General features: G+C 73.9%; 22 protein-coding genes. 19 read left to right on the top strand and 3 right to left on the bottom strand.

All coding sequences use genetic code 11. From position 1 onward, the window contains the following. Positions 1–553: 553 nt before the first annotated feature. Positions 554–1,069, bottom strand: coding sequence for a hypothetical protein (locus QOZ88_RS09550; protein ID WP_305999548.1), 516 nt, complete (start codon positions 1,067–1,069; stop codon positions 554–556). Between the two features lie 97 nt (positions 1,070–1,166). On the opposite strand from QOZ88_RS09550, the gene QOZ88_RS09545 reads away from it, so the two are divergent. From QOZ88_RS09545 to QOZ88_RS09530, 4 genes are all read left to right on the top strand, one after another. Then, positions 1,167–2,036, top strand: coding sequence for a bifunctional methylenetetrahydrofolate dehydrogenase/methenyltetrahydrofolate cyclohydrolase (locus QOZ88_RS09545; protein ID WP_305999547.1), 870 nt, complete (start codon positions 1,167–1,169; stop codon positions 2,034–2,036). A gap of 2 nt (positions 2,037–2,038) precedes the next feature. Next, positions 2,039–2,338, top strand: a complete 300-nt coding sequence (locus tag QOZ88_RS09540) for a DUF3017 domain-containing protein (RefSeq protein WP_305999546.1) — start codon at positions 2,039–2,041, stop codon at positions 2,336–2,338. Between the two features lie 48 nt (positions 2,339–2,386). After that, entirely contained in the window at positions 2,387–3,340 is a 954-nt protein-coding gene (gene mdh / locus QOZ88_RS09535; protein ID WP_305999545.1) for a malate dehydrogenase, read from the top strand. Between the two features lie 79 nt (positions 3,341–3,419). After that, positions 3,420–4,634: an NADP-dependent isocitrate dehydrogenase gene (locus QOZ88_RS09530; protein WP_305999544.1), complete on the top strand. Its 1,215-nt coding sequence runs from the start codon at positions 3,420–3,422 to the stop codon at positions 4,632–4,634. A 150-nt stretch (positions 4,635–4,784) separates the two neighbouring features. On the opposite strand, the gene QOZ88_RS09525 is transcribed toward QOZ88_RS09530, so the two are convergent. After that, positions 4,785–5,693 (bottom strand): CAP domain-containing protein, encoded by a 909-nt coding sequence (locus QOZ88_RS09525; protein WP_305999543.1) that lies wholly within the window; start codon positions 5,691–5,693, stop codon positions 4,785–4,787. A 199-nt stretch (positions 5,694–5,892) separates the two neighbouring features. Here QOZ88_RS09525 and QOZ88_RS09520 point away from each other — a divergent pair, with 199 nt between their 5' ends. After that, positions 5,893–7,221, top strand: a complete 1,329-nt coding sequence (locus QOZ88_RS09520) for a hemolysin family protein (protein WP_305999542.1) — start codon at positions 5,893–5,895, stop codon at positions 7,219–7,221. Between the two features lie 165 nt (positions 7,222–7,386). On the opposite strand, the gene galE is transcribed toward QOZ88_RS09520, so the two are convergent. Further along, positions 7,387–8,346 carry a UDP-glucose 4-epimerase GalE gene (galE, locus tag QOZ88_RS09515; protein WP_305999541.1) on the bottom strand — a complete coding sequence of 320 codons (960 nt, stop codon included), beginning with the start codon at positions 8,344–8,346 and terminating at the stop codon, positions 7,387–7,389. A 44-nt stretch (positions 8,347–8,390) separates the two neighbouring features. On the opposite strand from galE, the gene hisC reads away from it, so the two are divergent. From hisC to QOZ88_RS09445, 14 genes are all read left to right on the top strand, one after another. After that, positions 8,391–9,500 carry a histidinol-phosphate transaminase gene (gene hisC, locus QOZ88_RS09510; RefSeq protein WP_305999540.1) on the top strand — a complete coding sequence of 370 codons (1,110 nt, stop codon included), beginning with the start codon at positions 8,391–8,393 and terminating at the stop codon, positions 9,498–9,500. 83 nt (positions 9,501–9,583) lie between these two features. Continuing rightward, the gene (gene trpS / locus QOZ88_RS09505) at positions 9,584–10,609 is read left to right on the top strand and encodes a tryptophan--tRNA ligase (protein WP_305999539.1); all 1,026 of its coding nucleotides are present in this window, start codon (positions 9,584–9,586) and stop codon (positions 10,607–10,609) included. Next, positions 10,606–11,172 carry a 2'-5' RNA ligase family protein gene (locus tag QOZ88_RS09500; protein WP_305999538.1) on the top strand — a complete coding sequence of 189 codons (567 nt, stop codon included), beginning with the start codon at positions 10,606–10,608 and terminating at the stop codon, positions 11,170–11,172. Before trpS ends, QOZ88_RS09500 begins: the two co-directional genes overlap by 4 nt. A gap of 42 nt (positions 11,173–11,214) precedes the next feature. Continuing rightward, positions 11,215–12,204 carry a YihY/virulence factor BrkB family protein gene (locus QOZ88_RS09495; RefSeq protein WP_305999537.1) on the top strand — a complete coding sequence of 330 codons (990 nt, stop codon included), beginning with the start codon at positions 11,215–11,217 and terminating at the stop codon, positions 12,202–12,204. 245 nt (positions 12,205–12,449) lie between these two features. Beyond that, a complete protein-coding gene (locus QOZ88_RS09490; RefSeq protein WP_305999536.1) occupies positions 12,450–13,508 on the top strand; it encodes a BMP family lipoprotein in 1,059 nt (352 codons plus the stop codon). Between the two features lie 349 nt (positions 13,509–13,857). Next, positions 13,858–15,435: an ABC transporter ATP-binding protein gene (locus tag QOZ88_RS09485; RefSeq protein WP_305999535.1), complete on the top strand. Its 1,578-nt coding sequence runs from the start codon at positions 13,858–13,860 to the stop codon at positions 15,433–15,435. Next, positions 15,432–16,652 carry an ABC transporter permease gene (locus tag QOZ88_RS09480; protein WP_305999534.1) on the top strand — a complete coding sequence of 407 codons (1,221 nt, stop codon included), beginning with the start codon at positions 15,432–15,434 and terminating at the stop codon, positions 16,650–16,652. Before QOZ88_RS09485 ends, QOZ88_RS09480 begins: the two co-directional genes overlap by 4 nt. A 73-nt stretch (positions 16,653–16,725) precedes the next feature. Further along, entirely contained in the window at positions 16,726–18,012 is a 1,287-nt protein-coding gene (locus QOZ88_RS09475) for an ABC transporter permease (RefSeq protein WP_091929022.1), read from the top strand. Beyond that, positions 18,012–18,425 carry a cytidine deaminase gene (locus QOZ88_RS09470; RefSeq protein WP_305999533.1) on the top strand — a complete coding sequence of 138 codons (414 nt, stop codon included), beginning with the start codon at positions 18,012–18,014 and terminating at the stop codon, positions 18,423–18,425. The genes QOZ88_RS09475 and QOZ88_RS09470 overlap by 1 nt, the downstream gene beginning before the upstream one ends. Continuing rightward, positions 18,425–19,705, top strand: a complete 1,281-nt coding sequence (locus QOZ88_RS09465; protein WP_305999532.1) for a thymidine phosphorylase — start codon at positions 18,425–18,427, stop codon at positions 19,703–19,705. Before QOZ88_RS09470 ends, QOZ88_RS09465 begins: the two co-directional genes overlap by 1 nt. A gap of 181 nt (positions 19,706–19,886) precedes the next feature. Beyond that, entirely contained in the window at positions 19,887–20,789 is a 903-nt protein-coding gene (locus tag QOZ88_RS09460; RefSeq protein ID WP_305999531.1) for an ABC transporter ATP-binding protein, read from the top strand. Then, positions 20,786–21,598 carry an ABC transporter permease gene (locus QOZ88_RS09455; RefSeq protein ID WP_305999530.1) on the top strand — a complete coding sequence of 271 codons (813 nt, stop codon included), beginning with the start codon at positions 20,786–20,788 and terminating at the stop codon, positions 21,596–21,598. The genes QOZ88_RS09460 and QOZ88_RS09455 overlap by 4 nt, the downstream gene beginning before the upstream one ends. Before the next feature lie 504 nt (positions 21,599–22,102). Beyond that, the gene (locus QOZ88_RS09450) at positions 22,103–23,176 is read left to right on the top strand and encodes an adenosine deaminase (protein ID WP_305999529.1); all 1,074 of its coding nucleotides are present in this window, start codon (positions 22,103–22,105) and stop codon (positions 23,174–23,176) included. 3 nt (positions 23,177–23,179) lie between these two features. Then, positions 23,180–23,872 carry an MgtC/SapB family protein gene (locus QOZ88_RS09445; RefSeq protein ID WP_305999528.1) on the top strand — a complete coding sequence of 231 codons (693 nt, stop codon included), beginning with the start codon at positions 23,180–23,182 and terminating at the stop codon, positions 23,870–23,872. Positions 23,873–23,938 lie beyond the last annotated feature (66 nt).

The following is a 23,938-nucleotide window of genomic DNA, read 5'->3' as shown; positions in this document are numbered from 1 at the left end:
ACGGTCCCAAGGCGGCGAGCAACCTGACGACGGCTCCCACTCATGTGCTGCAACCGGGCCCGGCCTCGGCGGGCCGGCCCACTTCCCTCATCCGGGGCATCCGTGGCCAGGCCAGTGGTGGCAATCAGTCGGACGAGGCTCTCGACACGATCCCTCAAGATCGTCTCTCCCTCAGAGCCGCTTTCCTCGCCACCCACCGGACCAGCCGGGATGCTCATGCAACCCTGGAACCCCGAAGCTGATCAAGCACCGGAGCTCTTTACATGAGGCGATCGCGAACGCCGGCAGGTGTGGACCGGTTGCGGAGCCCGGAGGGTTCCCGACCGGGACACGGGCAACGGCTCCGCGCAGCAGGGGGACGGCTCGTGGCCGCGGTGCGGTCCGGAGGACCGCGATGTGATGGCGGTGCGGTCCGGAGGACCGCGATGTGATGGCGGTGCGGTCCGGAGGACCGCGATGTGATGGCGGTGCGGTCCGGAGGACCGCGATGTCATGGGTGCGGTCCGGAGGGCCGCGATGTCATGGCGGTGTCATCCGGAGGATGACGACGTGCTCAGTACCGCGGGCCGGTCAGCACGGCCTTGAGCGAGCCGAGCAGGCCGAGGACGGCGACGGCGATCCCGCACCAGAAACCGGGGCCGAAGAAGCCGAGGTCCCAGCCGGCGTCGACCAGCGGCACGAGCACCGCGGCCGTGACGACGCCGCTGACCACCAGCGCCAGCAGCCCCACGAACCGGTGGCTGCGGGCGGGCAGCCACAGCGCGATGCCGAGGAGGAACAGCACGCCGCCGCCGAGCACGATGGCCAGCGGCTGCCACCCGCCGTCGTCGAACACCTGCCCGAGATCGTCGAACGCGTCGCGCACCAGCGCCCAGCCGCTGCCGTCGCGGTCGCGCAGCCAGTCCAGCGGCAGGCTGACGGCGGCGGCGATCCCCGCGAGGATGAGCAGCAGCCCGCCCAGGCTCTCCGGTCCGCGGAAGGCCACCGGGCGGTCGGAGTACGCGGGGTCGGTCGCCGCCGGGCCGGTGCCGGACGACGCGGATGCGCCGGCCGGGGTGTGGTCGCTCATCGCGCACCTCCGCGGATCGCCGGGGCCGGGCGCCCCGTCGTCTTCGACCCTAGGGCCGCGCCGACACCGGCGGGACCCGTTCGGGCAGACTGTCGGCGTGCCCGCGACGATCCTGGACGGCAAGGCCACCGCTGCGGCGATCCGCGCCGAGCTGACCGAACGCGTGGCAGTTCTCGCCGCGGCCGGTCACCGGCCCGGTCTCGGCACCCTGCTGGTGGGGGACGACCCCGGCAGCCGGTGGTACGTCAACGCCAAGCACTCGGACTGCGCCGAGGTGGGCATCGCCAGCATCCAGCGCGAGCTGCCCGCCACCGCCACCGAGGCCGACGTGCTGGCCGTCGTGGCCGAGCTCAACGCCGACCCCGGCTGCACCGGCTACATCGTGCAGCTGCCGCTGCCGGCGGGCATCGAGGAGAGCCGGGTCCTGGAGGCCATGGACCCGGCCAAGGACGCCGACGGTCTGCACCCGGTCAACCTCGGCCGCCTGGTCCTCAACGTGCCCGGGCCGCTGCCCTGCACGCCGGTGGGCATCGTGGAGCTGCTGCGCCGCTACGGGGTGCCGGTCGCCGGCGCCGAGGTGGTCATCATCGGCCGCGGCATCACGGTCGGCCGGCCGCTGGGCCTGCTGCTCACCCGGCGCACCGAGAACGCGACGGTGACCCTCTGCCACACCGGCACCCGCGACCTAGCGGCCCACGTGCGCTCCGCGGACGTCGTGGTCGCCGCCGCCGGGGTGCCCGGGCTGATCACCGCCGGCATGGTCAAGCCCGGCGCCGCCGTCCTCGACGTGGGCGTGAGCCGGGTCGACGGGAAGATCGCCGGGGACGTCGCCAAGGACGTCGTCGACGTCGCCGGCCACGTCGCGCCCAACCCCGGCGGGGTGGGGCCGATGACGCGGGCGATGCTGCTGCAGAACGTGGTGCTGGCCGCCGAGCGGGCCGCCGCGCTCGAGGCCCTCTCGGCCTGACCGTGAGCCGCCCGCCGCTCTACGTCCGCCGGCCCTTCCTCGCCGGGCTCCTGCGGCAGCTGCCGCTGCTGGCGGTGCTGGTCGTGGTGGCGATCGGCCTGTTGCTCGTCACCTTCGAGCACTGGCGCTGGGGCCTGGTGGTTCTCGGGACGTCCCTGGTGGGCGCCGCGCTGCTGCGGCTGCTGCTGCCCGTGCGGCGGGTCGGCTTCCTCGCCGTCCGCAGCCGCGCGGTCGACGTCGTCCTGCTCGCCGGGGCGGGGGTCACCCTCGCCGCCGTCGCGCTGGCCATCCCGGCGACGTGAGCGCACCCGGGGCGGCGCCGGCCGCCGGGCAGCGCTAGGTTGGCGACCATGGCGAAGCAGCCCAGGAACGGCAAGGTCACCGTGGTCGGTGCCGGTTTCTACGGCTCCACCACCGCACTCCGCCTGGCCGAGTACGACGTCTTCGAGACCGTCGTCCTCACCGACATCGTGGAGGGCAAGCCCGAGGGGCTGGCGCTGGACATGAACCAGTCCCGGCCGATCGAGGGCTTCGAGACGGAGGTCGTCGGCATCGGCGGCGGCTCCTACGAGGGCACCGAGGGCTCCGACGTCGTCGTGGTCACCGCCGGTCTGCCGCGCAAGCCCGGCATGAGCCGCATGGACCTGATCGAGACCAACGCCGGCATCGTCCGGCAGGTGGCGGAGAACATCGCGCGCACCTCGCCCGACGCCGTCGTCATCGTCGTCTCCAACCCGCTCGACGAGATGACCGCGCTGGCGCAGCTGGCCAGCGGCTTTCCGAAGCAGCGGGTCATGGGGCAGGCCGGGATGCTCGACACCGCGCGCTTCACCAACAACGTCGCCGAGGAGCTGGGTGTCCCGGTCTCCTCGGTGCGCACCCTGACCCTGGGCTCGCACGGCGACACCATGGTCCCGGTGCCGTCCCGGTGCACGGTCGACGGCAAGCCGCTGTCCGAGGTGATGGCCCCCGACCGCGTCGAGCACCTCGTCCAGCGCACCCGCAACGGCGGCGCGGAGGTGGTGGCCCTGCTGAAGACCGGGTCGGCCTACTACGCTCCCTCCGCCGCTGCCGCCCGCATGGCCCGCGCGGTCGTGGAGGACTCCGGCACCGTCATGCCGGTGTGCGCCTGGGTCGACGGCGAGTACGGCATCTCCGGGGTGTACCTGGGGGTGGAGGCCGAGATCGGCCGGGAAGGCGTCCGGCGGGTCGTCGAGAGCGACCTGGCGGAGAGCGAAGTGGCGGGTCTGCGCGAGGCCGCCGAGGCAGTGCGCGCGAAGCAGGCCGACGTAGCCGACCTCTGAAGAAGGACCCCGCTGCCCCACCGCTCGCACGCTCGCGGCGGGACCCTGCAGCGGGGCCACGAGAGCACAAGGAGAACGCGTGAGCAAGATCAAGGTCGAGGGCACCGTCGTCGAGCTCGACGGCGACGAGATGACCCGGATCATCTGGCAGTTCATCAAGGACCAGCTGATCCTCCCGTACCTCGACGTCAACCTGGAGTACTACGACCTGGGCATCGAGGCGCGGGACGCGACCGACGACCAGATCACCGTCGACTCCGCGAACGCCATCAAGAAGCACGGCGTCGGGGTCAAGTGCGCGACGATCACGCCGGACGAGGCGCGGGTCGAGGAGTTCGGCCTCAAGCGCATGTACCGCTCGCCCAACGGCACGATCCGCAACATCCTCGGCGGCGTCATCTTCCGCGAGCCGATCATCATGCAGAACGTGCCGCGCCTGGTGCCGGGCTGGACCAAGCCGATCGTCGTCGGGCGTCACGCCTTCGGTGACCAGTACCGCGCGACCGACTTCAAGTTCCCCGGCGAGGGCACGCTGACGATCAGCTTCCAGCCGGCCGACGGCTCCGCGCCGATCGAGCACGAGGTCTTCCAGTCGCCCGGCGGCGGCGTCGCGATGGCGATGTACAACCTCGACGACTCGATCCGCGACTTCGCGCGCGCCTCGATGAACTACGGCCTGCAGCGGCAGTACCCGGTCTACCTCTCGACCAAGAACACGATCCTCAAGGCCTACGACGGCCGGTTCAAGGACCTGTTCGAGGAGGTCTTCCAGGCCGAGTTCAAGGAGAAGTTCGACGCGGCCGGCATCACCTACGAGCACCGGCTGATCGACGACATGGTCGCCGCCTCGCTCAAGTGGGAGGGCGGCTACGTCTGGGCCTGCAAGAACTACGACGGCGACGTGCAGTCCGACACCGTGGCGCAGGGCTTCGGCTCGCTGGGCCTGATGACGTCGGTGCTGATGAGCCCCGACGGCCGCACGGTCGAGGCCGAGGCCGCCCACGGCACGGTGACCCGTCACTTCCGCCAGCACCAGCAGGGCAAGGAGACGTCGACCAACCCGATCGCGTCGATCTTCGCCTGGACCAGGGGCCTGGCCCACCGCGGCAAGCTGGACGGCACCCCCGAGGTGACCCGCTTCGCGGAGACGCTGGAGAAGGTCTGCATCGACACCGTCGAGGGCGGTCAGATGACCAAGGACCTCGCGCTGCTGATCAGCAAGGACCAGCCGTGGCTGACCACCCAGGACTTCCTGGCGGCCATCGACAGCAACCTCAAGAAGGCCATGGCCTGAGGTCTCCCTGACGCACAGCGGCCCCCGCACCCGCTCCGGGTGCGGGGGCCGCTGCGCGTCGCGGCACCGGTCGCGAGATGCATCAGATCGGGGCCTGCAGAGCGCGTGGACGCCCGATCCAGCGCACATCTCGTCGCGGCGGGAGTCGGCTCAGCCGAAGAGCTGGGTCCACCAGGGGCCGCCGGAGCCGGTGGCCACGCCGACGCCGAGCCGGGTCAGGCCGCAGTCCAGGATGTTGGCCCGGTGGCCGGGGCTGTTCATCCACGAGGTCATGACGGCGGCCGCGTCGGCCTGGCCGCGGGCGATGTTCTCCGCCCGGGCCGAGACGCCCGCCCGGTCGGCGCGGTGGAACGGGCCCAGCCCGTCGGGGTCCACGTGGTCGAAGAAGCCGCGGTCGCGCATGCCGGCGCTGTGCGCCCGGGCGACCGCGGCGAGCCCGGCGTCGGACGCGACCGGCCCGCACCCGGCCTGGGCGCGCTGGGCGTTGACCAGGGCCAGGACCTCGCCCTCGACGCCCGTCACGGCCGGTGCGGCCGGTGCTGGCGGGGGTGGTGCAGGCGCCGCGGCAGCCGGAGCCGGGACGCGGTTGGTCGGGCCGGGTGCCGGCGCGGCGGCGGGGGCAGGTGGCCGGACGGACGGCGGCGGAGGCGGCGGTGTCCCCCCGGCGCCGGGGGCCTCGGCGGGGGCGGGGACCTCGGCGGGGGCGGGGACCTCGACGGGGCCGGGTGCCGGCTCGGGCACGGCCGTCGCGGGCTGCTCCGCACCGGCGTCCGGCGCGGCGGGGGTGCCGGCCGGTGCCGCGGGCGCCGCGGGCACTGCACCGGGGAAGACCGAGGTGGAGGAGTCGGGAGCGGACCCGGCGGAGGACGACGCGTCGAGCGGGCCCGGCATCTCCGGCCCCGAGACCACCGGGGCGGTGAGCACGACGGCGGTGGCCGCGAACGTCAGTGCGACCGCGAGGCCGACCCTGGGGAACCGGCGCGGCGAGCAGGGCGCGTCGTCCCGGGCGGCGGTGCGGCGGTGGGCAGGGAGCGGGGGACCGGACGGCCGGTGGTGCATGCGGGTCCTCGGGAAGATCACGATCCGTTATCGGCAGAAGACTATCCGTGTGCGCGCTACCGGGGAAGACCGGCGCCGTCGGTACGGTCACCCCACCCGGGAGAGCCCCCCGGGCGTGCGCGGACCAGCGCGCGGGCAGCATGGACCCGGCACCATGGAACGGTCCGCCCCGCCCCGAACCCCGAGGAGCACGCCGCCGGTGAGCGACGTATGGCTCAACATCGTCATGGTCGTCGTCTTCGTGCTGATCGGCGGTGCCTTCGCCGGCGCCGAGATCGCCCTGGTCTCGCTGCGCGAGGGACAGGTGCGCGCCATGGCCGAGCAGGGGCGCCGCGGGCAGGCGGTGCAGAAGCTGCTCAAGGACCCCAACCAGTTCCTCGCCGCCGTGCAGGTCGGCGTCACCCTGGCCGGGTTCTTCTCCGCGGCCTTCGGCGCGAGCACGTTGTCGGCCCCCCTGGCCGACTGGCTGGAGACCCGTGGCCTGGGGGAGGGGCTCGCCGGCACGCTCGCGCTGGTCCTGGTCACCGTCGCGATCAGCTACGTGTCCCTCGTCGTCGGCGAGCTCACCCCGAAGCGGCTGGCGCTGCAGCGGGCCGAGGGCTTCTCGCTGATGGTGGCCGCCCCGCTCAACGCCATCGCCAAGGCGTCGCGGCCGATCATCTGGTTGCTGTCGAAGTCGACCAACGGTCTCGTGCGGCTGGTCGGCGGCGACCCGAAGGCGAGCGGTGAGTCGATCAGCCAGGAGGAGTTGCGCGACCTCGTGGCCGCGCACGAGTCGCTGAGCAGCGACGAGCGCCGGCTGATCGACGAGGTCTTCCGCGCCGGCGAGCGCGAGGTGCGCGAGGTCATGACGCCGCGCACCGAGGTCCAGTTCCTCGAGGCCTCGACGACCGCGAGCCGCGCGGCGAAGCTGGTCGCGGAGTCGAACTGGTCGCGCTTCCCCGTGGTCGGCCGCGACCAGGACGACGTCGTCGGCTTCGTGCACGTGCGCGACCTGTTCCTGCCCACCCACCCGGCGGGCCGGGCGGCGACCGTCGGTGACCTCGCCCGCGAGGTCACCCGGCTGCCCGGCACCGCCGCGGTCCTGACGGTGCTCAGCGAGATGCGCCGGGACAACCAGCACCTGGCGATCGTCGTCGACGAGTACGGCGGGACCGACGGCATCGTCACGCTCGAGGACCTCATCGAGGAGGTCATCGGCGAGATCTACGACGAGTACGACGAGGAGGTCGCGCCGGAGGACCGGCCGGCGCCGGACGCACCGCGCGACGTCGACGGCCTGCTCAACCTCGACGACTTCGCCGACGCGACCAGCCTGCGGCTCCCCGAGGGGCCGTACGAGACGGCCGCCGGGTTCGTCCTCGCCGAGCTCGGCCGGCTGCCCGAGGTCGGGGACGCCGTGGAGGTCGAGGGACGGCGCATCGAGGTGCTGGAGCTCGACGGCCGGCGGATCGCCCGCCTGCGCGTCGGCCCGCCGCCGGCGTCCGAGGAGCCCGAGGACGCCCCGGACGCGACCGCGACGAGCTAACCGCGGACGTCAACGTTCGCCTGCCTTCCCGAGACCGCCGCTGATGGCGACGGAGTGCGCAGATGGTCAGTTTTCGGCACGGGAATGGCGCGTCTGCGCACACTGTCCTGACGCGAAGCGCTCGCCGGCCCAGCTTGAACCAGTCGAAGATTGCGTGACGCGGTACTAACCGCGGCGCGCCTCGGCGACGTCCCAGGCGTCGCGGACGATGCCGACCAGGTCGGTGTGCTTCGGCGCCCAGCCCAGGTCGGCGCGGATCCGGTCGCTGGACGCGACCAGCTGAGCCGGGTCGCCGGCCCGCCGCTCGCCGATCGTCACCGGGATGGGGTGGCCGGTCACCTCGCGGGCCGCCTCGACGACCTGCTGCACCGAGAAGCCGGTGCCGTTGCCGAGGTTGTAGACGCGGTGCTCGCCGGCCGCCGGGGCGGGAAGGGCCAGCAGGTGGGCGTCGGAGAGATCCTCGACGTGCACGTAGTCGCGGATGCAGGTGCCGTCGGGCGTCGGGTAGTCCTGGCCGTAGACGGTGAGGGAGTCGCGCTGCCCGGAGGCGACCTGCAGGGCGAGGGGGATCAGGTGGGTCTCCGTCGCGTGCCGCTCGCCCAGCCCGTAGGCCGCGCCCGCGACGTTGAAGTAGCGCAGGCTGACCGCGGCGAAGCCGTGCGCGACGGCGTAGGAGGTGAGCATGTGGTCGACGGCGAGCTTGGAGGCGCCGTAGGTGTTGGTCGGCCGGGTCGGCGCGTCCTCCCGGATCGGCACCTGGTCGGGCTCGCCGTAGGTGGCGGCGGTGGAGGAGAAGACGATCCGCCGGCAGCCGGCCGCCCGCATCGCCTCCAGCAGCGCGAAGGAGCCGCCGACGTTGGTGTGCCAGTAGTCCTCGGGCTGCTGCTGGGAGACGCCGACCAGCGACTTGGCCGCGAAGTGCAGCACCGCCTCGGGGCGGACCTCGGCCAGCACGGGCGCGGAGTCGTGCAGCGACACCTCCGCCAGCGCCGCCCCCTCGGGGACGGCGTCCGCGTGCCCCGTGGAGAGGTCGTCGAGGACGGTGACCTCGTGCCCCCCGGCGAGCAGAGCCGCGGTCACTACGCTGCCGATGTAGCCGGCGCCGCCGGCGACGAGTACGCGCATGGGCACACCCTAGAAGGGCGGGTCCGCGGGAGGTGGAGGATCTGGTGGTCAGTGCCCGACCGGCGGTGCAGTCGCTCCCCGCGTACCGGCCCGGCCGCAACCCGGCCGACCTCGCCCGCGAGATCGGCGTCGAGCGGGCGGTGAAGCTGGCCAGCAACGAGGTGGCGTTCCCGCCGCTGCCCGCCGTCGTCGAGGCGGTGACCACCGCGGTCGCCGGCACCAACCGGTACCCCGACAACGGCGCCGTCGTCCTCACCGGTGCGCTGGCCGAGCGCTACGACGTCGACCCCGCGCAGGTCGCCGCCGGGTGCGGCGCGGTGGCCATCTGCCAGGAGCTCGCGCAGGCCTACAACGACCCCGGCACGAGCATCGCCTTCGCCTGGCGCTCGTTCGAGATGTACCCGCTGCTGGCCCGCGTCGCCGGTGCCCGGGCGGTGCAGGTGCCGCTGGCCCCCGGCCGCCCCGGCGGGTCCGCCGACACCCACGACCTGGCGGCGCTGGCCGCGGCGCTGGACGACAGCACCCGCCTGGTCTTCGTCTGCAACCCCAACAACCCCACCGGCACCGCCGTGCGCCGCGCGGAGCTGGCGCGCTTCCTCGACGCGGTGCCCACCGAGACGCTGGTCGTCCTCGACGAGGCCTACCGCGAGTTCGTCACCGATCCACGGGTGCCCGACGGCGTGGAGCTGATGCGCGGCCGGCCCAACGTGGCCGTGCTGCGCACGTTCTCCAAGGCGTGGGGGCTGGCCGGGCTGCGCGTCGGCTACCTGCTCGCCGAGGACCCGGCGGTGGCCGAGGCGGTGCGCAAGACGCACCTGCCGTTCAGCGTCGGCATGGTCGCCCAGGCGGCGGCGGTCGCGGCGCTGGCCAGCGAGGACGAGGTGCGGGCCCGGTGCGCCGCCGTCGTCACCGAGCGCGAGCGGCTGACCGCCGCGCTGCGCGACCGGGGCCTGGGGGTCGCCGACAGCCAGGCCAACTTCGTCTGGCTGCCGACGGGGGAGCGGACGGCGGAGCTGGCCGCCGCGCTGGAGTCCCGCGCGGTCATCACCCGGCCCTTCGCCGGGGAGGGCATCCGGGTCACCGTGGGCACGCCCGAGGAGGACGACGTCTTCCTGGCCGCGCTCGACGACGCGCTGGCCGCCGCGGTCCGCTGACCAGCCCCGACCGGGTGACCTCGGCGGCCGGGGCCGCGGCGGGACGGGGGAGCCCGGAACGGACGGCGCTCCCGGCTGGTTTGATGGCCGACGTGGCTCTTCCCCGAGTGCTGTCCGGCATCCAGCCGACCGCGGACTCCTTCCACCTCGGCAACTATGTCGGCGCCCTCCGGCAGTGGGTGAGCATGCAGGAGGACCACGACGCCTTCTACTGCGTCGTCGACCTGCACGCGATCACCCTCGAGCAGCCCGACCCCGCCGTGCTGCGGCAGCGCACCCTCGTGTCGGCCGCGCAGCTGATCGCCCTGGGCGTGGACCCCGCCCGCAGCACCCTGTTCGTGCAGAGCCAGGTGCCCGAGCACGCCCAGCTGGCCTGGGTGCTGCAGTGCCTCACCGGCTTCGGGGAAGCCAGCCGGATGACCCAGTTCAAGGACAAGAGCACCCGCGAGGGCGCCGGCCCGACGTCCGTGGGGCTGTTCACCTACCCGGTGCTGCAGGCGGCGGACATCCTGCTGTACCAGGCGCACCGGGTGCCGGTCGGGGAGGACCAGCGGCAGCACCTGGAGCTCACCCGCGACCTGGCCGGGCGCTTCAACGGCCGCTACGGCGAGACCTTCACCGTCCCCGAGGCCTACATCCCGGCCGGAGCCGCGAAGATCCTCGACCTCCAGTCGCCGGACAAGAAGATGAGCAAGAGCCTGCCGCCGGCGGGCTGCGTCAACCTCCTGGACGACCCGAAGGTGACCGCGAAGAAGATCCGCTCCGCCGTCACCGACACCGGGCGGGAGGTCGTCGCGGACCCGGAGGGCAAGCCGGGCGTCACCAACCTGCTCACTATCCACTCCGCCTTCTCGGGGCAGAGCACCGCCCAGCTCGAGGAGCACTTCGCCGGTCGCGGGTACGGCGACCTGAAGAAGGAGCTCGCCGAGGTCGTCACCGAGGCCCTCGCCCCGGTGCAGCAGCGCACCGCCGAGCTGCTGGCCGACCCCGCCGAGCTCGAGCGCCTGCTCGCCGGGGGTGCGGCGCGGGCCCGTGAGGTGGCCGGCCGCACGCTCGCCGCCGTCTACGAGCGGGTCGGCTTCCTCCCACCCGCGGGGCCGGCCGCATGAACGACGACACCTTCGTCGGCCGGCTGGGCACGCCGCCGGAGACGGCGCTGCTCGGGGTGATCGTGCCCATCCCCGAGCCGTGGGCGGCCCTGCTCGTCGACTGGCGGTGCAAGGTCGGCGACCCGCAGGCGACGCTGGTGCCGCCGCACGTGACGCTGCTCCCGCCGACGGAGGTGCCGGTCGCCGACCGCGGCGCCATCACCGCGCACCTCGCGGGCGTCGCCGCCGCGCACCCGCCGTTCGACATGCACCTCGCCGGCACCGGCACCTTCACGCCGGTCTCCGACGTCGTGTTCGTGGCCGTGGCGCGGGGCATCGGCAACTGCGAGCTACTGGCCCACGACGTCCGCCAGGGCCCCCTCGACCGCTCGCTGTCCTTCCCGTACCACCCGCACGTGACCGTCGCGCACGACGTGCCGGGCGACATGCTCGACCTGGCCTACTGCGGGCTGCAGGACCTCTCCGCCGAGTTCCGGGTGGAGCACTTCACCGAGTTCGAGCAGACGGCGGCCGGTGTCTGGGAGATCGCCCGCGAGTACCCGCTGACCGGCCCGGAGCGCTGAGCGGACCCTGCGCGGGGGCCGGGCAGGCCCCAGACTCGGGCGGTGAGCTCCACCCCCACCCGCGAGGCCCCCGACGCGGAGGCCCCCGCCCGGAAGGGGTGGCCGGCGCGGGCGTGGGACCGCGTCGAGAGCACGATCGGCACCGCCCGGCGGCGTTCCCCCTGGTTCGACCACCTGGCCCGGGCCGGCGGCCGTTACCAGCGGCTGCAGGGCGATCTCATGGCCGCGGGGGTCACCTACTTCGCCTTCCTGGGGCTGTTCCCCGTCCTGCTCCTGGTGGCCTCGGTCATCGGCCTGGTGCTGGCCGGGGACGAACTGCTCCAGCGCGAGCTCTACGAGGCGATCCGGGCGGCCTTCCCGGGCAGCACCGGGCAGGACATCGTCGCCGACCTGCGCGGCGCGGTCGGCTCCGCGGAGGTGGTCGGCGCGATCGGGCTGGTCGGTTTCGTCTACGCCGGCCTGCGGGCGATGGACAAGCTGCGCATCGGCATGGAGCGCACCTGGAAGGGCAACGCCGAGGAGCCGGAGTTCCTGCGGGACAACGTCCAGGACCTGCTGGCCCTGGTGCTGCTCGGGGCGGTCGGCCTGGCGAGCCTCGGGCTGACCGGCGTCGCGACGACGGCGACGTCCTGGTTGCTCGGCGTGCTCGGGCTCGAGGACGTGGCCGGTCTCGCGGTGCTCACCACCGTGGTGACCCTGGCGCTGGCCTTCCTCGGCGACGTCGTCGTCTTCCTGTGGCTGCTCAAGGTGGTCCCCGCCACGCCGCACCCGGTGCGCCGGCTGCTGCCGGGGGCGCTGTTCGGCGCGGTCGGCTTCGAGGCGCTGAAACTGATCGGGAACCTCTACCTCGCGCTCATCTCCGGCAGTGTGACCGCCTCGGCGTTCGGCGGCGCCGTCGGCATCCTGGTCTGGATCAACGTCGTCTTCCGGTTCGCCTTCTTCACCGCCGCCTGGACCGCCACCCTCCCGGCCGTGGAGTCCGCCGGTCGGCCGGCGGAGGAGGAGCCCGCGGCCGGCGCACCGGCGCGCTGACCCCGGTTGCCGTGTCGTGAGGTGGGACACGGCGTCCAGGGCGGCGCGACCCGATCGGAGGAGGGTTCGCAACGATCGGGTCTCAGTACGCGCGAGAGGTTGTGGGGGGCTCGGTCCGCGCGGTTAGCGTCCGGGGTCGTGCACCCGTGCGAGCCGCCCCCCGGGGTGGTTCGGGCGCACGCGCAACCCACCACCGGGAGACCCGGCCACGAGCCGGGGACCTCCCCCCAGCAAAGGAGATCGTCTTGCGCCGAGCGCGGATGACGAAGGCCGCGGCGCTGCTGCTGGCCGGCAGCCTGGCCCTGGCGGCCTGTGCCAGTGACGAGGAGCCCACGGCCGGCGGCAACGGCGGCGGCGACGGGGGATCGGACGACCTCCAGGTCGGCCTCGCGTACGACGTCGGTGGCCGCGGCGACCAGTCCTTCAACGACTCGGCCTACGCCGGCGTCGAGGCGGCCATCGCGGCGCTGGGCGGCGAGGTCCAGGAGTTCAGCCCGAACGACGACGGCTCCGACCGGGTCGAGGGCCTGGCCAACCTGGCAGAGGCCGGCTACGACCCGGTCATCGGCGTCGGCTTCGCCTACGCCGACACGATCGCCGAGGTCGCCGAGGAGTTCCCCGACACGACGTTCGCCGTCGTCGACGCATCGGTGGCCGACTCCGGCCTGGAGAACGCGACCGGCCTGCTGTTCGCCGAGGAGCAGGGCTCGTTCCTCGCCGGCGTCGCCGCGGCGCTGAAGAGCGAGACCGGCCACGTCGGCTTCGTCGGCGGTGTCGAGATGCCGCTGATCCAGAAGTTCGAGGCCGGCTTCACCGCCGGCGCGAAGGCGGTCGACCCGGACATCCAGGTCGACGTCGAGTACATCTCCCCGGCCGGTGACTTCACCGGCTTCGGCGACCCGGCCCGCGGCCAGATCCTGGCCCGCAGCATGTACGACGCCGGCGCGGACATCGTCTTCCACGCGGCGGGCGGCTCGGGCAGCGGCGTCTTCCAGGCGGCCGCCGACACCGGCAACCGGGCGATCGGTGTCGACTCCGACCAGTACCAGACCGTCGACGACCCGGCGCTGCAGGCGGTCATCATGACCTCGATGCTCAAGCGGGTCGACAACGCGGTGGAGGCGTTCATCACCGACTACTCCGAGGGCAACGTCCAGGGCGGCATCGACATCCTCAACGACCTGGAGAGCGACGGCGTCGGCCTGGCCACCTCGGGTGGGCAGATCGACGACATCCAGCAGCAGATCGAGGACTACCGCCAGCGGATCATCTCGGGCGAGATCACGGTCCCGACGACCCCGTGAGGCGTGGGGGGGGGGGGGGGGGGGGCGGCGCCGCGCGCGCGGCGCGGGCGACCCGGGGCCCCACCCCCCGGTGCGGCGGGGGCCCCCGCCGGGCCCCCCCGGCCGGCGCACCGGGACGATCCTCCGACGGCGGGTCCGGGCGCCCGGGCCCGCCGTCGTGGTGCACGGGGGGGCGCACTCCCCGTCGCCGCGGGGGTGCGACATCATGCGCAGGGCGGGCGGCCGCACCCCGGTCGCCCGGCCGACCACCGGCATCCCGGGGGGCGACGACCGGACCGGCGTCGTTCCCGGTGCACCGGATCGAGACCAGCGCCGCCCGCGCGGCGCACCGTGAGAGAGAGGCCCACCCATGGCCCAGGCTCCAGCAGCCGGTGCCGAGCAGCCCGACGGCGGGGCGGCGCGGTCGCCGTACGCGGTCGAGCTGCACGGCATCACCAAGCGCTTCCCCGGCGTCGTCGCGAACAAGGACATCGAGCTGACGGTCCGGCGCGGCCAGGTGCACGCGATCGTCGGTGAGAACGGCGCGGGCAAGTCCACGCTGATGAAGACGCTGTACGGCGAGCACCGGCCGGACGAGGGCACGATCCTCGTCGACGGCCGCCCCGTGCAGTTCCGCAGCCCGGCCGACGCGATCGCGGCGGGCATCGGCATGGTGCACCAGCACTTCATGCTGGCCGACAACTTCACGGTGCTCGAGAACGTGGTGCTGGGCAGCGAGCCCCGGAAGGGCGGTCGCCTGGACCGCGACAGCGCCCGCCGCCGGATCGAGGAGATCTCCGAGCGGTACGGCCTCGGGCTGCGCCCCGACGACCTGGTCGAGGACCTCGGCGTCGGCGACCGGCAGCGGGTCGAGATCGCCAAGGTGCTGTACCGGAACGCCCGGACGCTGATTCTGGACGAGCCGACCGCGGTGCTGGTGCCACAGGAGGTCGACGAGCTCTTCGGCAACCTCGCCGAACTCAAGCGCGAGGGCCTCACCGTCATCTTCATCTCGCACAAGCTGGACGAGGTCCGCAAGGTCGCCGACGCGATCACCGTGATCCGCCGGGGCACCACCGTCGGCGACGCCGACCCCCGCACCACCACGGCCAAGCAGCTCGCCGAGATGATGGTCGGCGCCGAACTGCCCACGCCGGAGCTGCGCAGCTCCACCGTGCGCGAGGCCCCGGCGCTCCGCCTGCAGGGCGTCACCGTGGCCTCGGACGCCGGGCGGCCGCTGGTCGACGCAGTCGACCTCACCGTCCGCGAGGGCGAGGTCGTGGGCATCGCCGGCGTCGAGGGCAACGGCCAGGCCGAGCTGGTCGAGGCGGTGATAGGCCTGCGTTCGCTGGCCGCCGGCACCGTGTGGCTGGGCGACGAGGACATCAGCGGGTGGGCCACCCGTGCCCGCCGCGAGGCCGGCATCGGCTTCATCCCCGAGGACCGCCACCGGCAGGGGATGCTGCTGGGCGCCCCCCTCTGGGAGAACCGCATCCTCGGCCACCAGACCCGGCCGCCGGCCGCGAAGGGCCCGTTCATCGACCGCAAGGGCGCCCGCGCCGACACCGAGCGGATCATGCGCGAGTACGACGTCCGGGCCCCCGGCCCCGACACGCTGGCGGTGGCGCTCTCCGGCGGCAACCAGCAGAAGCTGATCGTCGGCCGCGAGATGAGCGCCACCCCCCGGCTGCTGATCGCCGCCCACCCCACCCGCGGGGTCGACGTCGGCGCGCAGTCGGTCATCTGGGAACTGCTGAAGGACGCCCGCGGCGAAGGGATGGGCATCGTGCTGGTCTCGGCCGACCTCGACGAGCTGATCGGGCTCTCCGACACGCTGCACGTCATGTTCCGCGGCCGCCTGGTGGCCACCGTGGACCCGCGCCAGGTGACCCCCGAGGAGCTCGGCGGCTACATGACCGGCGCCCGGACCGCGGCAGGTGCGGCGTGAATCGTCTGCGCAGCACGGGCCTGGCCCTGCTGGGCCCGGCGCTCGCCGTCCTCGTCGCGCTGGTGATCTCGGCCCTGGTCATCGCGGTCATCGGCGAGAACCCGCTGCGGGCGCTGCAGGTCATGACCGACCTCGGTGACGCGCCCTCCCAGCAGGTGCAGTCGATCGTGGTGATCCTCAACCGCGCCGTCCCGCTCTTCCTGGCGGGGCTCGCGGTGTCGATCGCCTTCCGCATGGGGCTGTTCAACATCGGCGTGGAGGGCCAGTACCGGGTGGCCACGATCGTCGCGGCCGCGGTGGGTGCGGCCGTGGCGCTGCCCGGCCCGCTGCACGTCCTGCTCGTGATCGTCGTCGCCATGGCGGTCGGCGCCCTGTGGGCCGGCATCGTGGGCGTGCTCAAGGTGACCCGCGGCGTCAGCGAGGTCATCAGCTCGATCATGCTGAACTTCATCGCGCTCGGGCTGGCGTCCTACCTGCTCACCGGCCCGTTCCGGGGCAGCCCGGAGGGCGCGTCGATCATCACCACGACGCCGCTGCCGGAGTCGGCCTGGTTCCCGGGGCTCAACGGCGTGCTGGGCGCCTTCGGGTTGGCCGAGCCGCGCACGGAGCTGTTCGGCTTCCTGATCGTCGCCGTCGTCGTGGGCATCGCGATCGCGGTGCTCATCCAGCGCACCCGCTTCGGGTTCGACCTGCGGGCCACCGGCATCTCGGCCTCGGCGGCCACCGCCAGCGGTGTCGACGCCCGCCGCATGGTGGTCACCACGATGCTGCTCTCCGGCGCGGTCGCGGGCCTGATCGGGCTGCCCGACCTGCTCGGCGACGCCCGCGCCTTCGGCACCGAGTTCACCGCCGGGTTGGGCTTCCTCGGCATCGCCGTGGCGCTGCTCGGCCGCAACAACGTCCTGGGGATCGCGCTGGCGGCGCTGCTGTTCGCGTTCCTCGACCGCGCCGCCCTGCCGCTGCAGTTCGCGGACATCCCGGCCTCGGTGGTCACGATCATCCAGGGCACGATCGTGCTCGCCGTCGTGATCGCCAACGAGATCGCGCGCCGGCTGGCGCTGCGCTCGGCCGAGCGCTCCGGCGCCGAGGCGACCGGCGCGCCCCCGGACCCCGGTGGCAGCGCGGACCCGGGCGGTCCCGGCCCCGGTACCGGTCCGGACGGCGGGCACCGGGTCCGCACCGGCGTTCCCGGCTCTTCCGAGGAGGCGCGCGCATGAGCGAGCTCGCGAGCTCGAAAAGGGCTGAGCCACCAGTGGGCATGCGGTCACCGAGCGCCAGCGAGGTGGGCGCATGACCACCGCGACCCCGGCCGGCGGCAGCACCGCGACCCGGCCCAGCCGCGGCCCGCTCACCGACCGGCTCACCGGCGGGGGCCGGGGCACCCGGATCGTGTGGCTGGTCCTCGGCCTGCTGTTCGTCTTCTCCGTCACCCGGGCGATCTCCGGTGAGGAGGCGCTGACGTCGTCGTCGACGATGCGGGCGGCGCTGCTGCTGGCGGTGCCGATCGGTCTCGCCGCGCTGGGCGGGCTCTACGCCGAGCGCGCCGGCGTGGTCAACATCGGCCTCGAGGGGATGCTCATCCTCGGCACCTGGGGCGCCGGCTGGGCCGGCTGGCAGTGGGGCTGGGTCGGCGCGATCATCGGCGGCACCGTGCTCGGGGCCATCGGCGGCCTGCTGCACGCGATCGCGACGGTGACCTTCGGCGTCGACCACGTCATCTCCGGCGTGGCGATCAACATCCTCGCCGCCGGCGTCGTCCGCTTCCTGTCCGAGCTTGTCTACACCGAGGGCACCGGTGGCGGGCCGACGCAGTCGCCGTCGGTGGGCGGCGACCCGCCGAGCTTCTCCGTCCCGGTGCTCTCCTCCGGGCCCGACCTGCTCGGCGACCTGGAGAACTCCGGCTGGTTCCTGCTCAGCGACCTCGCCGGCGTGCTGCGCGGGCTGACCAGCGGGCTGGGCGTGGTCACGCTGCTGGCGATCCTGCTGATCCCGATCTCCTACGTCGTCCTCTGGCGGACGGCGTTCGGGCTGCGGCTGCGCTCCTGCGGCGAGAACCCGGCGGCGGCCGACTCGCTGGGCGTGCCGGTGTACCGGATGAAGTACATCGCGGTGATCATCTCCGGCGCGCTGGCCGGGCTCGGCGGTGTCTTCCTGGTCTTCGTCGCGGGCATCTACCGCGAGGGCCAGACCGGCGGCCGCGGCTTCATCGGCCTCGCCGCGCTCATCTTCGGCAACTGGCGCCCGGGCGGGCTGGCCGCCGGCGCCGGGCTGTTCGGCTTCTCCGACGCCCTGCAGCTGCGCAGCCGGACGGCGGTGGTCGCGCTGCTGCTGCTGGTCGCGCTCCTGCTGGTCGGCGTCGCGGTCTACCAGGCCGTGCGGCGCCGCTGGGTGCCGGCGGTGCTCGCCGTCGTGGTCGCGGCGCTCGCCCTCGCCGGGTTCCTCACCGTCGACGAGCTGCCCGACGGCATCGTCTTCTTCACCCCGCACCTGACCACGCTGCTGGTCCTCTCGCTGGCCTCCCAACGGTTGCGGATGCCCAAGGCCGACGGACTGGTCTACCGACGAGGGGAACACTGATGGAGCCGGACTGGGACGCCCTGCGGGCCGCGGCCCGCGAGGCCATGACCCACGCCTACGCGCCCTACTCGACGTTCCCCGTCGGCGTCGCCGGCCTGGTGGACGACGGCCGCGTGGTCACCGGGTGCAACGTGGAGAACGCCTCGTACGGCCTGGGGTTGTGCGCCGAGTGCGGCATGGTGAGCGACCTGGCCCGCACCGGGGGCGGCCGGCTGGTCGCCGTGGCGTGCGTGGGCGGGGACGGGCAGCCGCTCATGCCCTGCGGCCGCTGCCGCCAGCTGCTGTGGGAGCACGGCGGCGCCGACATGCTCATCGAGACGGTGTCGCTCGGCATCGTGCCGATGCGGGAGGTGCTGCCCGACGCGTTCGGCCCCGACGACCTGGTCGCGGCGGCGGAGCGGGGGCAGGGCTGATGGCCGGCCACGACGCGATCGACGTCATCCGCGCCAAGCGGGACGGCGTCCCGCTCACCGCCGAGCAGATCCGCTGGGTGATCGGCGCCTACACCGCCGGGCAGGTCCCGGACGAGCAGATGAGCGCGCTGCTCATGGCGGTGTTCTTCCGAGGGATGAGCGCCGACGAGCTCGCCGCCTGGACGCAGGCGATGATCGACTCCGGCGAGCGCAAGGACCTGTCCGCGCTCGGCCGGCCCACCGCCGACAAGCACTCCACCGGCGGGGTCGGCGACAAGATCACGCTGCCGCTGGCGCCGCTCGTCGCCGCCTGCGGCGTCGCCGTCCCGCAGCTCTCCGGCCGGGGCCTCGGCCACACCGGGGGCACGCTGGACAAGCTGGAGGCGGTCCCCGGCTGGCGGGCGGACGTGCACGAGGAGGCCTACCTCGCGCAGCTCCGCGACGTCGGCGCGGTCATCTGCGCGGCCGGCCACGACCTCGCCCCAGCCGACAAGCTGCTCTACGCGCTCCGCGATGTCACGGGCACCGTCGAGTCGATCCCGCTCATCGCCAGCTCGATCATGAGCAAGAAGATCGCCGAGGGCGCCGACGCGCTGGTCCTCGACGTCAAGACCGGCTCGGGCGCCTTCATGAAGAACCCCGACGACGCCCGGACGCTGGCCCGCACGATGGTCGGGCTCGGCGAGGCCGCCGGGGTGCGCACGGTGGCGCTGGTGACCGCGATGGACCGGCCGCTGGGCCGCGCCGCGGGCAATGCCGTCGAGGTCGCGGAGTCGGTGGAGGTGCTCGCCGGCGGCGGGCCCGCCGACGTCGTTGAGCTGACCCTCGCCCTTGCCCGGGAGATGCTCGCCGGGGCCGGCCGGGACGACGTCGACCCGGCCGACGCGCTGGCCGACGGGCGGGCCATGGACGTGTGGCGGCGGATGATCGGCGCGCAGGGCGGCGATCCCGATGCGCCGCTGCCGCAGCCCGCGGAGCGGCACGTGGTGACCGCCCCGGCCACCGGCACCCTCACCCGCCTGGACGCCTACGCCCTGGGCGTCGCCGCCTGGCGGCTGGGCGCCGGCCGGGCCCGCAAGGAGGACCCGGTCTCGGCCGCCGCGGGGATCACCTGGACCGCCGGCGTGGGGGAGCGGGTGACCGCGGGCCAGCCGCTGCTGGAGCTGCAGACCGACGACGCCGACCGGATCCCGCGGGCGCTCGAGGCGCTCGAGGGCGCCATCGGGGTGGACTCGGGCGAGCAGCCGCTGCCGCTGGTGCTCGACCGCATCACGGCGTGACGAGCGGGGGCCCGGAGGGTCTCCCGAGGAGCGCCCGGTACGCCGCCCTGCGAGGCGGCGCGAGGAGCGGGGGCCGAAGGCTCCCCGACAAGGGCCGGGACGGGCTCACAGCAGGTCGGGACGGCACCTGATCGCGGTGCGGCCCGGAGGGTCGCGATGGTGTAAGGGAGACTGTCTCTTCGTGACCCGGACTCCCGCCGCTCCCGGCCTGCTCCCGGCCGCGCCGGGCGAGCCCCCGGACCCCGAGGCGGCCATCTCGATCCGCGGCCTGGTCAAGCGCTACGGCGACCGGGCGGCCGTCGACGGGCTGGACCTCGACATCCGCCGCGGGGAGATCTTCGCGCTGCTGGGGCCCAACGGGGCCGGGAAGACGACGACGGTCGAGATCTGCGAGGGCTACCGCGACCGGGACGCCGGCGAGGTACGGGTGCTCGGGGTCGACCCGGCGCGGGGCGGCCGCCGCTGGAAGGCGGAGCTCGGCATCGTGCTGCAGTCCGGCGCCGGGGACAGCCAGCTCTCGGTGCGCGAGCTGCTGTCCGCGCAGGCCTCCTACTACGCCGACCCCCGCGACCCCGACGAGGTGCTGGAGCTGGTCGGCCTCACCGAGAAGGCCGGGGCCCGCGGTCGCACGCTCTCGGGCGGGCAGCGGCGCCGGCTGGACGTGGCGCTGGGCATCGTCGGGCGGCCCCGGCTGCTGTTCCTCGACGAGCCGACCACCGGCTTCGACCCGGAGGCGCGCCGCCAGTTCTGGTCGCTGATCCGGTCGCTGCGCGAGCTGGGCACCACCATGCTGCTCACCACCCACTACCTCGACGAGGCGGAGGAGCTGGCCGACCGGGTCGGCGTCCTCGCCCACGGCCAGCTCGCCGAGGTCGCCGTCCCGACCGCGATCGGCGGCCGCGGCACCGCGCCCGCCGTCGTCAGCTGGACCGAGGACGGCGCCCGCCGCACCGCCGAGACCGCCACGCCCACCGCCTTCGTCGCCGAGCTCGCCGCCCGCTTCCCCGGCGAGGTGCCCGACCTCGCCGTCAGCCGGCCCACCCTCGAGGACGTCTACCTCAAGATGATCGGGGACCGCTCGTGAGCACCACCTCACCCGAGCGGGCCGCCCTGCCTTCGGTCACCCGGGTCTCCCGCACGCGGGCGGGGGTGGAGCTCAAGGAGTTCTTCCGCCAGCGCGAGTCGGTCGTCTTCACGCTCGTCTTCCCGGTCATCCTGCTGCTCGGGCTGGGCGCGGTCCTGGACTACGACCTGGGCTCCGGCGTGGACTTCCCGCAGTACTTCATGGCGGGGGTCATCGCTGCCGGCATCGTGGGCGCGAGCCTGCAGAACATGGCGATCCACATCGCCGGTGAGCGCTCCGACGGCACGCTCAAGGCGCTGGCCGGCAGCCCGATGCCCAAGACCGCCTACTTCGTCGGCAAGGTCGCCCAGGTCGTCGCGGTGACGATCGCGACGATCGTGCTCCTGCTGATCGTCGGCGTGCTCGTGTTCGGCATCGACCTGCCCACGGGTGCGGGCTGGCTGACCTTCGCCTGGGTGACCGTGCTGGGGGCGGCGGCCTGCACGTTGCTCGGCATCACGGTCTCCTCCCTGGCCCGCAACTCCCGGTCGGCCTCGGCGACGATCACGCCGATCGCGCTCGTGCTCGAGTTCATCTCCGGCGTCTTCATGCCCTTCGACCAGGTGCCCGGGTGGCTGCAGGACGTCGCCGCCGTCTTCCCGGTGAAGTGGCTGGCCCAGGGCCTGCGCTCGGTGTTCCTGCCCGACGCGCTCGCCGCCCGCGAGCCGGCGGGCTCCTGGGAGCTCGGCACGGTGGCGGTCGTCCTCGGCGTCTGGTGCGTGCTGGGCCTGCTGCTCTGCGTCCGCACCTTCCGCTGGCAGGACAGATGACCGGTGACACTGCGGTCCTCCGGACCGCACCGCGGCCAACGGCCGTCCCCCCCCGTTGCGCTGAGCCCTTCCCTCGTCCCTGCGCGGAGACCTCCGGCCCCCACTCGGCACGACACCGCGGCCAACGGGCCGTCCCCCCGTTGCGCTGAGCCCTTCCGTCGTCCCTGCGCGGAGACCTCCGGCCCCCGCTCGGCACGACACCGCGACCAACGGCCGTCCCCCAGTACGGCAACAGGTGGGCGGACCGGTTGCCCTCACCGACCAACGGAGTGCGCTGACGTCCAGATCTGGTCCTTGAAAGCGAGCGTCATCGCACATCGTCCCGTGCCCGATCTCATGAGGAGGCGCACAGGTCAGACGGCTGGTTCGAGCGTCGGCTCGGTCCGGATGTCCCACATCCACGTGTTGCCGCACAGGCCCCCCGCGCTGCTCCACGTCGTTCCTCGGGGGACCTCCGGACCCCGCTCGGCACGACGCCGATCGGTGGGTCGGTAGCTTTCCCATGTGCCTGCACCGCTGAACCCCGAGAACGTCCGTCGCGCCCCGAAGGTCCTGCTGCACGACCACCTGGACGGCGGGTTGCGGCCGCAGACGGTGCTCGACCTGGCCGACGAGGCCGGCTACCGGGAGCTCCCGGCGTCGGACGCCGCGTCGCTCGGGCGCTGGTTCCGCGAGGCGGCGGCCTCCGGCTCCCTCGTGCAGTACCTGGAGACGTTCGCGCACACCGTCGCCGTGATGCAGACCCCTGACGCCGTCGCACGCGTGGCCCGGGAGTGCGCGCTCGACCTCGCCGCCGACGGCGTCGTGTACGCCGAGGTGCGCATGGCCCCCGAGCTGCTCACCGGCGGGATGCCGATGGAGGCGGCGGTCGAGGCAATGCTCGACGGCTACGCGCAGGGCAGCCGGGACGCCGCCGCCTCGGGCACCCCCATCCGCATCGGCACGCTGCTGTGCGCCATGCGGCAGGATGACCGCTGGGAGGAGGTCGCCGACCTCGTGGTCCGCTACCGCGACGCCGGCGTCGTCGGCTTCGACCTGGCCGGCCCGGAGGACGGGTTCCCGCCGGACCGCATCCCCGCCGCGCTCGCCCTGCTGGACCGCGCGGGGGCGCACCGGACCGTGCACGCGGGGGAGGCAGCCGGCATCGCCAGCATCGTCGCCGCGCTCGACGGCGCCGGAGCCGAGCGGCTCGGCCACGGCGTGCGGATCGCCGACGAGGTCGCCGCGGACGGCACGCTCGGCCCGGTCGCGCAGCGGGTCCGCGACGGGCAGGTCACTCTCGAGGTGGCGCCGTCGTCCAACGTGCAGACCGGGGCCTACCCCTCGCTGGCCGAGCACCCGGTGGACCGCCTGCACCGGCTCGGCTTCGCCGTCACGCTCAACACCGACAACCGGCTGATGAGCGGGGTGTCGGTGACCAGCGAGGTCACCGACGTCGCGACGACGTCCGGCTGGACCTGGGACGACGTGCAGACGGTGACGGAGCGTGCGCTGGCGGGCGCCTTCCTGACGGACGACGAACGCCGGCGGCTGCTGGACGACGTCGTCCGCCCCGGGTACGCCGCGCTGCGGGGCTGACCCGTGGAGGTCCTGCTCGCCGAGGCGACCGGGCAGTCCTGGGACCGGCTGGCCGACCTCGGGGTGGCCTTCGCGCTCTCCGCGCTCATCGGGTTCGAGCGCGAGCTGCGGCACAAGGCGGCCGGTCTTCGCACGCTCACCATCGTGGGGTTCGCCGCGGCGCTGTTCATGGTGATCAGCCGCGCGGAGTTCGGCGACTCCCGCATCGCCGCCCAGGTGGTGTCCGGGCTGGGCTTCATCGGCGGCGGCCTGATCTTCGTGCGGCGCGACGCCGTCCGCGGGTTGACCACCGCGGCCGTCGTCTGGCTCACCGCGGCGGTCGGGATGGCCGCGGGGGCCGGGCTGTGGGCGTATGCCGCCGTCGCCACCGCCGGCCACCTGCTGATCGCCTACGCCTTCACCCCGCTGGCCCGGCGGCTCTCGGGGCGCGCGGCGCAGGCCTACCCGCTGGTGCTCACCTACCGGGACGGGGAGGGCGTGCTGCGCCGGGCCCTCGCCGAGTGCACGCAGCAGGACTTCACGGTTCGGGACCTGGCGACCTCCCTCGAGACCGAGCAGCGCAGCGGTGTCCCGCAGGCCACCGTGCGGCTGACGCTGGAGGGGGCGGGCCCGGTCACGGCGCTCGCCGCGCGGCTCGCCGACCTCGACGGGGTGCTGGCGGTCTCGGCCGGGCAGCAGGACGAGGACGCCGACTGACCCACCCGCGGGTGGGAGCCGTCACGCCCGTTCGCGGGAATGGCGCCGTGATCTCCGCTGCTACGG

The organism is Blastococcus carthaginiensis, assembly GCF_030731085.1.
Taxonomy (GTDB): domain Bacteria; phylum Actinomycetota; class Actinomycetes; order Mycobacteriales; family Geodermatophilaceae; genus Blastococcus; species Blastococcus carthaginiensis.
Note: the sequence above shows the minus strand (reverse complement) of the source record. Positions and strands in the feature narration are given on the sequence as shown.

What these genes read in the sequence shown, in the direction of transcription:
- QOZ88_RS09550 (WP_305999548.1), bottom strand. Translation starts at nt 1,069, where the DNA reads ATGAGCGACCACACCCCGGCCGGCGCATCCGCGTCGTCCGGCACCGGC.
- mdh (WP_305999545.1), top strand. Translation starts at nt 2,387, where the DNA reads ATGGCGAAGCAGCCCAGGAACGGCAAGGTCACCGTGGTCGGTGCCGGT.
- QOZ88_RS09525 (WP_305999543.1), bottom strand. Translation starts at nt 5,693, where the DNA reads ATGCACCACCGGCCGTCCGGTCCCCCGCTCCCTGCCCACCGCCGCACC.
- galE (WP_305999541.1), bottom strand. Translation starts at nt 8,346, where the DNA reads ATGCGCGTACTCGTCGCCGGCGGCGCCGGCTACATCGGCAGCGTAGTG.
- trpS (WP_305999539.1), top strand. Translation starts at nt 9,584, where the DNA reads ATGGCCGACGTGGCTCTTCCCCGAGTGCTGTCCGGCATCCAGCCGACC.
- QOZ88_RS09500 (WP_305999538.1), top strand. Translation starts at nt 10,606, where the DNA reads ATGAACGACGACACCTTCGTCGGCCGGCTGGGCACGCCGCCGGAGACG.
- QOZ88_RS09485 (WP_305999535.1), top strand. Translation starts at nt 13,858, where the DNA reads ATGGCCCAGGCTCCAGCAGCCGGTGCCGAGCAGCCCGACGGCGGGGCG.
- QOZ88_RS09475 (WP_091929022.1), top strand. Translation starts at nt 16,726, where the DNA reads ATGACCACCGCGACCCCGGCCGGCGGCAGCACCGCGACCCGGCCCAGC.
- QOZ88_RS09470 (WP_305999533.1), top strand. Translation starts at nt 18,012, where the DNA reads ATGGAGCCGGACTGGGACGCCCTGCGGGCCGCGGCCCGCGAGGCCATG.
- QOZ88_RS09465 (WP_305999532.1), top strand. Translation starts at nt 18,425, where the DNA reads ATGGCCGGCCACGACGCGATCGACGTCATCCGCGCCAAGCGGGACGGC.